The sequence below is a fragment of the Arcobacter caeni genome (genome assembly GCF_003063245.1).
GTDB lineage: Bacteria > Campylobacterota > Campylobacteria > Campylobacterales > Arcobacteraceae > Aliarcobacter > Aliarcobacter caeni.
The window spans coordinates 91,982-104,320 of the sequence record NZ_MUXE01000002.1 but is presented as its reverse complement, the minus strand read 5'-3'; the positions used below and the strand labels follow the sequence as shown (position 1 = coordinate 104,320).

At 28.9% G+C, this 12,339-nt stretch carries 12 protein-coding genes; 4 read left to right on the top strand and 8 right to left on the bottom strand.

Annotated features, from left to right (window positions below):
• The 8 genes from pqqC to B0174_RS01820 form a co-directional block, all read right to left on the bottom strand.
• The gene (pqqC, locus tag B0174_RS01855) at positions 1-711 is read right to left on the bottom strand and encodes a pyrroloquinoline-quinone synthase PqqC (RefSeq protein WP_108557944.1); all 711 of its coding nucleotides are present in this window, start codon (positions 709-711) and stop codon (positions 1-3) included.
• A 29-nt stretch (positions 712-740) separates the two neighbouring features.
• The gene (gene pqqB, locus B0174_RS01850) at positions 741-1,652 is read right to left on the bottom strand and encodes a pyrroloquinoline quinone biosynthesis protein PqqB (RefSeq protein ID WP_108557943.1); all 912 of its coding nucleotides are present in this window, start codon (positions 1,650-1,652) and stop codon (positions 741-743) included.
• Between the two features lie 123 nt (positions 1,653-1,775).
• Positions 1,776-1,850: a pyrroloquinoline quinone precursor peptide PqqA gene (pqqA, locus tag B0174_RS01845; RefSeq protein ID WP_083772022.1), complete on the bottom strand. Its 75-nt coding sequence runs from the start codon at positions 1,848-1,850 to the stop codon at positions 1,776-1,778.
• Positions 1,851-1,874: 24 nt separating this feature from the next.
• A complete protein-coding gene (locus B0174_RS01840) occupies positions 1,875-3,659 on the bottom strand; it encodes a PQQ-dependent methanol/ethanol family dehydrogenase (RefSeq protein ID WP_108557942.1) in 1,785 nt (594 codons plus the stop codon).
• A gap of 77 nt (positions 3,660-3,736) precedes the next feature.
• Positions 3,737-4,519 carry an ABC transporter permease gene (locus tag B0174_RS01835; RefSeq protein WP_108557941.1) on the bottom strand — a complete coding sequence of 261 codons (783 nt, stop codon included), beginning with the start codon at positions 4,517-4,519 and terminating at the stop codon, positions 3,737-3,739.
• 4 nt (positions 4,520-4,523) lie between these two features.
• Positions 4,524-5,246, bottom strand: coding sequence for an ATP-binding cassette domain-containing protein (locus B0174_RS01830; RefSeq protein WP_108557940.1), 723 nt, complete (start codon positions 5,244-5,246; stop codon positions 4,524-4,526).
• A 1-nt stretch (position 5,247) separates the two neighbouring features.
• Positions 5,248-7,218: a methyl-accepting chemotaxis protein gene (locus B0174_RS01825; protein WP_108557939.1), complete on the bottom strand. Its 1,971-nt coding sequence runs from the start codon at positions 7,216-7,218 to the stop codon at positions 5,248-5,250.
• Positions 7,219-7,233: 15 nt separating this feature from the next.
• Entirely contained in the window at positions 7,234-8,196 is a 963-nt protein-coding gene (locus tag B0174_RS01820; RefSeq protein WP_108557938.1) for a PQQ-dependent catabolism-associated beta-propeller protein, read from the bottom strand.
• Positions 8,197-8,320: 124 nt separating this feature from the next.
• On the opposite strand from B0174_RS01820, the gene B0174_RS01815 reads away from it, so the two are divergent.
• The 4 genes from B0174_RS01815 (at position 8,321) to B0174_RS01800 (ending at position 12,190) form a co-directional block, all read left to right on the top strand.
• Positions 8,321-9,469, top strand: coding sequence for a type 1 periplasmic-binding domain-containing protein (locus B0174_RS01815; RefSeq protein ID WP_108557937.1), 1,149 nt, complete (start codon positions 8,321-8,323; stop codon positions 9,467-9,469).
• Positions 9,466-9,927: a hypothetical protein gene (locus B0174_RS01810; protein ID WP_133174783.1), complete on the top strand. Its 462-nt coding sequence runs from the start codon at positions 9,466-9,468 to the stop codon at positions 9,925-9,927. The genes B0174_RS01815 and B0174_RS01810 overlap by 4 nt, the downstream gene beginning before the upstream one ends.
• Positions 9,928-10,050: 123 nt before the next feature.
• A complete protein-coding gene (locus B0174_RS01805; RefSeq protein WP_108557935.1) occupies positions 10,051-10,977 on the top strand; it encodes a hypothetical protein in 927 nt (308 codons plus the stop codon).
• A 214-nt stretch (positions 10,978-11,191) separates the two neighbouring features.
• Positions 11,192-12,190 (top strand): LLM class flavin-dependent oxidoreductase, encoded by a 999-nt coding sequence (locus B0174_RS01800; RefSeq protein ID WP_108557934.1) that lies wholly within the window; start codon positions 11,192-11,194, stop codon positions 12,188-12,190.
• Positions 12,191-12,339: the final 149 nt, after the last annotated feature.

Genomic DNA, 12,339 nt, shown 5'->3' with positions numbered 1-12,339 from the left:
TTATTTCTCGCAATTAAAATATGGTGGTCTTTTTAACTCATAGGCTAAATATAAAGCATCGCAAATTGTCCATAAAATATCTAATTTAAACTGTAAAATCGAGAAAGCTTTTTCTTGTAATTCTCTTGTATTAAACTCTTCAAGAGTAATAGCTAAACCATGTTGCACATCTCTTCTTGCTTCACTTAATCTTTTTTGGAAATATCTTAAACCTTTTTGTTCAATCCAAGGGTAATTATCAGGCCAAGTGCTAAGTCTTTGTTGATGGATTTGAGGTGCAAACATCTCTGTTAAAGATGACATTGCAGCTTCTTTCCAAGGTCTTTGTCTTGCAAAATTTACATAAGCATCAACAGCAAATTTTACAGATGGTAATAAAAATTTATGGGAAACTAAATCCTCTTTATTTAATCCAACAGCTTCGCCTAATTCCAACCAAGCTTCGATTCCACCACCAACACTATCATGGTCTGTGATTCTATCAATCCATTTTCTTCTATCAACTAAACTGGGACAATTTGACATAATAGCTGCATCTTTAATTGGAATCATACATTGATAATAAAATCTATTTGCAACCCAACCTTGAATCTCTTCTTTTGTACAAGTACCTTCGTACATTCTTATATGAAAAGGGTGATGAATATGATACATTCTTCCCATATCTCTTAGTTTTGATTCAAACTCTTCTTTACTATAAGCCTCTTGCATCTTTTCTCCTTTTAATTTAGATTGATTTTTTAGATTTCTATACACATACCATCATAAGATATTTCAATACCGTGAGATATAAGTTCTTTATATTCAGGACTTGATTCATCTAAGATAGGATTTGTATTATTTATATGTATTAATATTTTTCGTGGATGTACTAACTTGTCTAAAAGCTCAATTAAGCCACCTTTATCACTTAAAGGTAAATGTCCCATATCAGTTCCAAGTTTTGTTGAAAAACCATTTTTTATCATCTCATCATTGCTCCATAATGTCCCATCAACTAATAAAACATCAGCTTTTGCCATCTCTTCAATAATATGTTTTTGTAATACTCCAAGTCCTGGAAGATAAAAAAGTCTTTTTCCTGTTTCTTTATTTACTACAATAACTCCGATATTATCTCCATCTCTTGGTTTATCTCTATATTTTGAATATGGAGGTGCGTTTGAAATCAAAGGCATTGCATAAAATTCATGGTTTGGCATAACAGGAATTTCAAAAGGTTTATTTAAAATTATTTCATTATAAATAGTTCCACCACCATCCCAATGTTCTAACATTTTAAATAAAGGGAAAGAAGTATTAAGTTCTTCTTGAACCTCTTTTGTGCAATAAACAGGATGAGGACAACCTTCTCTTAACATCAAAAGTCCTGTGGTATGGTCAATTTGAGCATCAATAAAAACTATCGCTTTTATTTTTGTTTCTCTTCTTTCTTTAGGATGTAAAAATGGCGAATTATGTATTTGTTCTAAAATATCAGGTGAAGTATTAAATAAAACCCAATTTTGTCCATCTTCACTAATAGTTATTGAGCTTTGTGTTCTTCTTTTAATTGTACTTTTTCCCTCTCTATAACCTTTACAGTTATGGCAATTGCAATTAAACTGAGGAAGTCCACCCCCTGCACTTGAACCTAATATTTCTATTCTCATATTTTTCCCTCATATTTTTTGATAAGTGAATCTATTTTTTATAAACTCAATTATCAAAAAAGCAAGAAAGAGGAAACTCTTTCTTGCCAAACTAAATTTTTACTAATCAAACGGTTTTATCTATTATTCATGACAAATATACATTGTCACTTCAAAACCAAATCTGTTATCAACGAACATCGGTGTTTCCCATTTCATAATAGTTTCCTCCTTTCTTAAGATTTATTTTTTAGTTTTGTGTAATTTAAATACATGAACCGTTCCACCTTGGTTGATGTTTTTAATCTGTTTTGCAACTTCACCACCCCATAAAGGAACCGCTCCACCCCAACCTGAAACGATTGCAATATATTGTTCACCATCTTGTTCCCAAGTAACAGGAGAACCAACAATTCCTGATCCAAGTTGGAATTTATATAAAATTTCACCTGTTTCATCATCAAATGCTAATAATTTTCCTTCAGGAGTTCCTGTCATTACAATGCCACCAGCTGTTGTTAAAACTCCACCCCATAATGGTGCAGGATTTTTATATTCCCATTTTACTTTTCCAGTTAATGGCTCAATTGCTTTTAAAGAACCAATATGGTCTTCAAAAACTGGTTTAATAGTGAATCCTGCACCTAAATATGCTGCACCTTTTTTATAAGAAATAGGTTGATTCCAAATATCCATTCCCCACTCATTAGATGGAACATAGAAATTTTTTGTTTTTTGAGAATATGCCATTGGCATCCAGTTTTTAGCACCCAAGAAGGCAGGTACTGCAAATACTGATGTTCCTTTACTTTCTTCTCCTGGGTTTCCAGGTCTTGCTTCATCTATATAAAGAGGTCTACCATTTTTATCAATACCTTTTGCCCATGTAATATTAGAAACAAATGGATTGGCAGTAATGAATTTACCATTTTCTCTATTTAGGACATAGAAGAATCCATTTCTATCAGCAGTAGCTGCTGCTTTTACAGTTTTCCCATCTTTATCTTTATAATCAAATGAAATTAATTCATTTACACCATCAAAATCCCAACCATCATGTGGAGTAGATTGAAAATGCCAAACTATTTCTCCAGTATCTGGATTTAACGCTAATCTTGAAGAAGAGTATAAATTATCTCCTGGTCTTAAATGTGAATTCCAAGGAGCAGGATTTCCAGTACCCATAAAAATTAAATTTGTTTCAGGATCATATGTTCCACCAAGCCATGTTGCAGCTCCACCATTTTTCCATAAATCTCCAGGCCATGTTTTACCAGCTTCACCACCAGTAATTCCATTTTCTTTACCATTTAGGTAACCCATATGTCCTTCAACAGTTGGTCTTGTCCAAACTACTTCACCAGTTTTAGGATCTCTAGCTTCTACTTTTCCAACAATTCCAAACTCACCACCAGCAACACCTGTAATAATTTTATCTTTTACAATAAGTGGAGCAGCAGTTATTGAATAACCATCTTTATAATCTGCAATTTTTTGTTTCCAAACTACATTCCCAGTTTTTCTATCAAGTGCCACTAATTTAGCATCAAGTGTTCCAAAAATTACTAGATTATCATAAATTGCAACACCTCTATTTATAACATCACAACATGGTAAAATCGCATCAGGTAACTTTGCATCATATTGCCATAACTCTTCACCCGTTGCTATATCAATAGCAAAAACTCTTGAGTAAGATGCAGTTACATACATAACACCATCTTTAATAATCGGTTGAGACTCTTGCCCTCTTTGCTTTTCACCACCAAAAGAGAAATTCCATACAGGAACTAAATCTTTAATAGTTTTTTTATTGATTTGTTCTAAAGGTGAAAATCTTTGTCCTCTTTGTCCCATACCATAAGTCAAAACATCATTTGTTGTTTTTTCATCATTTAAAATCTCATTATATGTAACTGGATTGTATGATGGTTCTGTAACTTTAGTTGTGTTACTATTCGCAGAAGCGCTAATTAATGCACAAAGTGTAACGGCCGCGGCACTAGTTAGTAGCTTTTTTTTAATCATTTTTTCTCCTTAATTTTTGTCCTAACAAACTAAAAATTTGTCTTATCGAAAGTATACATAACAAATATAGCCTAAGTTTAGCTATGACTTATTTTCTTAGATTTAAAACCTACAAAGGCCATTATTAGGCTGATAACGAATAAAAATCCTAAAATAAAAAACAATTCTAAGTCAAATTTACCATAAAGACAGAAACGAATTGATTCTACAATATGTGTAAATGGATTAAAAGATGAAATATTAAAAATCAAAATTGATGAATCTTTTATTTTCCATAAGGGATAAAGAGCTGAACTTAAAAAAAACATAGGAAAAATCACAAAATTCATAACAGTTGCAAAATTTTCCAACTGTTTAATAACAGATGATATAAAAAGTGCAAAAGCATTTAAAATTATTGATGAAATCATAATAATTGGTATTGTTAAAAGTATTCCACTAATTGAAAGTTCAACTCCATAAATTTTTGCAATTATTAAAAAAGTAAGAGCTTGTAAAGTTGATACTATGGCCGTTGCAAACATTTTACAAAATAGAAGATAATTTCTATTTATATATGAAGTTAAAAGTATTTTCATACTTCCCATTTCACGGTCAAATATCATAGTTAGTGAGCTTTGCATTCCATTAAAAAGTAAAACCATTCCCACAAGTCCTGGAACAATATATGTTTCATAAGTAATATATGTCTCATAAGGTGGAATTATTGCTAAACCTAAAGCTGATTTAAACCCAACTGAAAAAATAAACAACCATAAGAGTGGTCGCACAAGTGCAGAAAAAAATCTACTTTTTTGTTTTAAAAATCGGATTAGTTCTTTATAAACTATTCCTTTCATACAATATATATATTTTTTCATTTTATTACCTAACTAGATGGTTAAATGTATCAACCAAATTTTCTTGTTTATATTTTTCTACAATATCTTTTACAATTCCTGATTCAACAATTTGCCCTGCTTTAATAACCGTAACATTGTCATTTTGCTCAACCTCATCAAAAAGATGAGTTATCCATAAAACAGAAATATTTTTTGTATGTACCAAATCTTTTACATAATTTAAAATATCAAATCTACTTTTTAAATCAAGTCCAACTGTTGGTTCGTCTAACAAAAGTAATTTTGGTTTATTAATCAAAGCTCTTAAAATCTCAACTCTTCTTCTATGTCCTCCATTTAGTTTTCGAACTTGTGTATCTAAAATATTTTCTAATTCTAATTTTTTTATTTCATCTTCTATTGATTTAATAGTTTCTTTAAAATTTAAACCTTTTAAAGCTCCATAATAATAAAGATTTTGTTTAACTGTTAAATCCAAATCTAAAGTTGGTTCTTGAAAAACAATTCCTAAATCTTTTAAAGCATTTGAATACTCTTTGATTGAGTAGTTATTTATAGATATTTCTCCACTTGTAAGACTTTGCAATCTTGTAATTAAAGAAAAAATAGTAGATTTACCAGCACCATTAAGTCCTAATAAAACAGAAAAAGTTCCCTCTTTTATGCAAAAAGAGATATTATTTAAAACTCTTTTTTCCCCATAAGAATAATCTATATTTTTTAATTCTAAAGCTATATTTTCCATTTTAAAAATTACTTTCTAGAATTTCTAACTGTTGTTGTATTTTTTCAATTACATTCATACTAGAAATTAGATTCTCAAAACTTGTTTTTTTATTTCCTATAAAACCATTACTATGATTTGAGTTATCATGTATTTTTCCTATAGTTTCATTTATTAATTCCATATCTAAAGATACATTTGATAATTTTTTACTCGCATTTTTAATATCTTCTGAAATAGAAGCTACACTTTTTATTGTTACATCAACTGAATGATTACTATCACTTAAACTAACTTGTGTTTTTGATGCTAATTTTTTCACCTCATCAGCAACAACTTTAAACCCATTTCCAAACTCCCCTGCTCTTGAGGCTTCAATTGCAGCATTTAGGGCTAAGAGATTTGTTTGAATTGCAATACTTGATATTGAAGATAATACTTGTTTTGTATCCCTTGCATTTTTTGTTAAATTATCCATATTTCCTACAAGTATTGAATTTGTTTGCACATTACTTAAAATATCTGTTGAGAAACTTTCAAATTTTTTTGTCATTTGTATAATTAATTTATTAGTTTGAGTTGTATCTTCATACACATAATTTAAAATTTCAACCATATCTTTAATCAGTGGAAAAGCCTCTTTTAAACTATTTATTACAGCCATTCTTACTTTTGCTATTAGTTGATATTTATGAATTTCTCTTTGGATAAAATATCCACTGAATTTTGCATATTTATGAACAAAATTATCCACATATTCATCATAAAAATCATTTTTATTCTCAACTTCATAAAAAAATAGTGCTGTTAAAGTTTGGTTGATATTTAATCCTAAAAGTTCTCCAAATGTGGAAAAACCAGCAAGGGGAATATCATTAAAAGTTTTTAAAGAGTTTAGGTTTGCTGTATTTAATAATCTTCGTAAGATACAATCATTTAATATTCCACCAATTGGTTTTGTTTTTTTTCTTGCTGAAAAGTTAGCAAAATCAATATTAGTTTGGGAAACAAACTCTTTATTTTTTACTAAATATAATAAATCTCCAAAGGAAATATCACAAAAAAATGAAATTTGTTTATTTTCAATATCAAGATTTGAAACAGACCTAATATAAAGTTCTCCATCAACTTCAATGGCAAAAGTATAATCAGCTAATACAGTTTTTAAATTTTCCAAAGAACAATTTAAGTGAAAACATAAGGCATCTACAAAATTTACAATTCTATTTCCCTTTGAATTTAATATACTTTGAACACTTCTATTTAACATATTTGATTGAGCAACTAAAAAACTCAAGTTTGTTTTTTCACAACTTTGAGATTTGAATACTCCATATTTGATATTTGATTTTAATTTTGTAAGAATAATTATTGCGTTATGTCTTAAAGTTTGTTCATTATTAAATATAAATGTCTCTTTAAAATCGAACTTCCCTCCAGCACTTCCACCAATAATCAAACAAGGTAATTTCCCACTTGCATAAATAGCTTCTGTTAAAAAACTTTCACTATTTGATAAACCATCCACAAAAGTAAGTGCATAACAATTTTCATGGTTTATTTTAAATGGAATTTTTTGTTTATCTATCTCATCTTTTATTTTTTCTATTCTTTGATTATGTGAGATTGTTTGAGTTGTTATATTTTCACTGTGCAGTGGAATAGTTAAGATTTCAACTTGGTCTATTATTTCATCACTAAAAGCTTGTAATACAATATTATCCCACACGCCACTTGCATCTTTATACAAATTATCTTTTTTTTGTTCTAAATTAAAAGTACATAATTCACCTGCGGTTGAACTTAATACTATTTTTACATCATTTGAAAAGGCCGATTTTATTTTTTTTGATACATTCTCAAAATTAATATGGGGAGAAATAAAACCCAATATTAATTTTGTATTAAAATCATTTGATAGTGATTTTATATCATTTTCTAAATTTGCCTCTTTTGTATCAACTATACGAATATATTTAAGAGGGTTGTTCATTTTTTTTCCTAATTATTATTTATTACTTGGTATTACAGCCAAGCCCCAAGGATAACGACCTACTTTAATAGTTTTTTCAACTTTTAACTCATTTACATCAATAATTGAAACATCTCCACTAACACCATTTGTTGTGTAAAGTTTTGATTCATTTTGCGCAAAAGCTAATTGCCAAACTCTTTTTCCAACTAATAAATATTTTATAACTTTAAATGTTTTAGCATCAACAACAGCCACATGATTAGCAGGTCCAAGTGCAATAAAAGCATATTTTCCATCTGATGTTAATTTTATTCCAACTGGTTGAATTAAATCTTTGAAAACTCCAGGAATTTTAAATGTAACTTTACCAATAGATTCTTTTGTTGTTGAATCAACTATCATCACAGTTCCACCTATTTCACTTGAAGCCCAAACTCTATCTCCTGTTTTTGAGAATTCTATATGTCTCGGTCTTTGATCAACCAAAGTAGTATGAATTATTTTCTTTGTTTTTGTATCAATCCAATGTAAAAAATTTGATGTTTCAGTTGTATTAATAGCTACACTTCCATCTGGACTTATAGCCATTCCCTCAGGTTCAACACCAACTTCTATTTGGCTTGTTACACTTTTATTTATCGTATCAACAACTGTTACAATTGCATCATCTTCATTTGAAATATATAACTCTTTTCCATCAGGAGTTAAAGCAAATTGTTCTGGATCTTCACCTGAGGGAAGATTATATAAAATCTTTTTTGATTTTAAATCTAATACTTGTACCGTGTCATCATCACTTGCACAAATATATAATTGAGTTTTATCATTATTCAATAATATTCCCCTTGGTCTTTGACCAACTTTTATAGTATCAGTTACTTTGTTTGTTACTGAATCAATTACAGATATAGTATTGTCTTTTTCATTTGAAACATAAATAGTATCTGCTAATAATGAGCTTGTTAAAACTGCAACTGTTAAAATCTTTTTCTTCATGTTATCTCCTATTTGATATGAACAAATTCTATACTATATTTATAGCTTGAGTTTAGCGACACCTTTGCTAAACTCAAGCTATAAATATTTTATATAATAACTACAAATTAAAAAAGGGGCAAAAATGAAAATATTCCTATCTTTACTATTTTTATTAAGTATTATAAAAGCTGATGTTTTAAATGTAAATATTTTATATTTAGAACAAAAAATAGAAAAACCACCCGTTTTATCTAATGTAATAGAAGAACCAACTGATTTAGGATTAAAAGGAGCGCAAATTGCCATAATTGATAGCAATAAAAGTGCGAAATTTTTAAATCAAAACTTCACCCTTGAAACAAAAGTTTCTTATGATGAAAATGAATTAATCTCTACTTTTGAAGAGTTTATAAAAAACAAAAATCAATATGTAATTTTAAATGTTGAAGATTCACTTTTAGAAAAACTTCTAAAAAATCCACTTTCAAAGGATGTTTTATTAATAAATGCAAGTAGTGAAAATACAAATCTTAGAAAAACTATTTGTGAAAAAAACTTACTTCATACAAGTGCTAGTAATGCAATGCTTTATGATGGTTTGATGCAATTTTTAGTAAAAAGAGATTTTAAAAAGATTCTTTTACTTAATGGAACAAATCCAAAAGATTTATTAATAAAAGAAGATATAAAAAGAGCAGCGAAAAAATTTGGAGCAAAAATAGTTGCTGAAAAATCTTGGGAAAATAATAGCGATATTAGAAGAAAAGCCTCAGATGAATTTCCAGCATTTACCCAAGCAAAAGATTATGATGTGATTTTATTGGCTGATTATTATGGAGATTTTGGCGAATTTGTATATTTTAACTCTTGGCTTCCAAGACCAGTTGCAGGAACTCAAGGACTCACTCCCGTTTTATGGCATAAAGTAATTGAACAATGGGGCGCAGCTCAAATGCAAAGTAGATTTGAAAAGTTTGCTTCAAGATGGATGGAATCAAAGGATTATTCAAATTGGTTAGCAGTTAGAACAATTATCACAGCAATTTCAAAAACAAACACAGCTGATTTAAAAACAAATCTTGATTTTATTTATTCAGATGATTTTGATGTGGCAGCTTATATGGGAAGAAAACTCTCTTTTAGAGATTATAATGGTCAAATTAGAATTCCAATTTCACTGGTTCAACCAAAAGCTTTAATTTCAACTTCACCACAAGTTGAATTTTTACACCCAATTACTGATTTGGACACACTAGGAATTGCACCACATGAAATGGAATGCAAAAAATGAATAAAATTTTTTTACTCACTTTTGTATTTTTGTCTTTTTTAAAAGCAAACTATGAAATAACGGAAAGTGAAAATTTATTTGTCGTAAAAGTTGATAAAGCAAATTTTGATGAAAAATTACTTAGTTTAAAAGATGAAATAAACTTTGAGGGTTTTACAATAGTTTATGAATTAAATCTCGCAAAAGCTACAAATGAGGTTGCTGTTCTTCTTGAAAAAAAAGGTGTTTTAGAAAAAGGAATAAATCTAGGAATTTGTAAAAGTAGTTTTACTTTTGAGATGTTGGAAGAAAATTTTAACAATATAAACTACTGCCCACTTGGAATATCTATTTATAAAAATAGTGATAATTCAATCTATGTTTCATACAAAAAATACAAAGCTTTTAAAGATGGTGATAAAATGGCAAATACAATAAATGAGGTTTTAAAGAGTTTGATTCTTAAAAGTTTAGATTGATTTTTGTGGAATTTGTGAACGAGAAAAATTAACACTTTCAAAAAAAGTTGACTGTCTCCTTTTCCTATTTTTTAAAGAGTGGTTTAGCTATAATCAGAACAATTATTAAAATAAAGACATTATATGAGTGAGTATTTAGATGAACTAGAAGATAGTGAAAAAACAAGAATACCAGCTCCTGAAGATTTTTTTCTAAAAACTCAATTATATAAAAAGTTTAAAATTGATAGAGATAATGAAAACGATATTGATAGAGTAATTGAAATAGAGTTTTTTAATGGAGCTATTAGTTGTTATTGTCCTGAATGTAAAGCAACTAGAACATTTAGAAATGATTTAATCAAAAATAAAAGTTTATCAACAAAAACTACACCTCATAATTATATTAATGATTTCAACGAGGAAGAGTATGATAAATTAGAAGAGGTGAAATCAGTTATAGCTTTTATGAAAGAAATTGAGATAAGAGAAAACAGAACTTTTATTCTTGAGTTTTACTGTACTCATAATCACGACCATAGAATATATTTTATATTTACTATACAAAACTCTTTTATTCAGAAATCAGGACAATTCCCAACCTTATTAGACCTTGAAGATAATACAGAAATTAACAAATATAAAAAAGAATTAGGTTCAGATGAAGGTAGAAATTATCATAAAGCAATAGGCTTGGCTAGTCACGGAGTAGGAGCTGGTTCGTATGTATATTTAAGAAGAATTTTCGAAGGTTTTATTTATGAAGCAAAAGACAAAGCAATAAAAGATGGTGTAATAGCTGAAGATGACTTTGTACCTAAAAAAATGGATGAAAGAATAGAACTATTAAGAGATTATCTTCCTATAATACTTGTTGAACATAAAGAATATTATAGTGTTGTAAGTAAAGGTATTCATGAATTATCAGAAGATGAGTGTCTTACACATTTCAATATTTTAAAAATGGGTATAGAAGTCATATTGGATGAGAAAATTGAGGCAAGAAAAAGAGAAGAAAAAAGAAATACTTTTAAAATAGGTATTAATGAAACTCACAAGAAAGTAAAATAATATATAGCAGACTCTTAAAGTTTCTCCTAAACCACTGAGACCATTAAATATTTCATGTCAAAGTATTTTTAATAGGAGAAATCCTATCTAACTTTTCTTATTCCAAAGCTCTAAAAGAAATTCCAAAATCTACATTTTCAGACAAGCTTATCATAATTTTGTTCTACTACAATAAAAGAAATTTTTATACACTATTCTTTTAAATGGAGAAATTATGAATAATAAAAAAATACCACTATGCGTATTAGATTTAGTTCCTATTGCACAGGGATTTTCAATATCACAAGCCATAGAAAACAGTACAAAACTTGCTCAAGCTGTTGAAGAGTTTGGATTTACTAGATATTGGGTTGCCGAACATCACAATTTTAGTGGAATTGCTAGTGCTGCAACTTCTGTAATTTTAAGTTATATTGGAGCAAAAACCAACAAAATCAGAATTGGTTCAGGTGGAATCATGCTTCCTAATCATGCGCCATTGGTTATTGCTGAACAATTTGGAACTTTGGAGTCTTTATATCCTAATAGAATCGATTTAGGTTTAGGAAGAGCACCTGGGACGGATAGACAAACAATGTTGGCTCTGCGACGGGACCCAAATAATGACGGTTCAGATTTTCCTATGATGCTTAAATATTTACAATATTATTTATCAAATGAAGCTGGAAATAAAGCAGTTAAAGCAATACCAGGATATGGATTGAATATTCCAATTTGGTTGCTAGGTTCTAGTACTTTTAGTGCCGAACTAGCTGCACAAAAAGGTTTGCCTTTTGTATTTGCTTCACACTTTGCGCCTGATTCAATGGATGATGCAGTAAAAATATATCATGCAAATTTCAAAGCATCTGCACAACTAAAAGAACCTTATGTAATGATTTGTATAAATGTGATTTGTGCCCAAACAAATGAAGAAGCTCAATATTTAGCCACAAGTGAACTTCAAAAATTTCTTTATCTAAATAGAGGTGATGATAAACAATTACAAAAACCCACAAAAGATATGAATAGTTTATGGCAAGAGTGGGAAGAAAAAAGCATAAGACACAAAACAAGAGAATCAATATGGGGAACTCCAGAAGTTGTCAAAAAAAGACTTGAAAATTTGATTGCAAGAACTGGCGCAAATGAAATAATGATAAATTGCATGATACATAATCCAGAAGATAGAATAAAATCTTATGAGCTGATTTCGAAAGTTTGGTTTGAGTGACATAAAACTTTTTTCTTCCTAGAAAAATACTCGTTTCATTATATTCCCAAGCTCTAGCTTGGGAATTTCTAATGAGTTAAAATATAGCGAATTTGATAAAACATATTGATATAAATACCAATAAGTCCTATTATTCCTACCATACCACT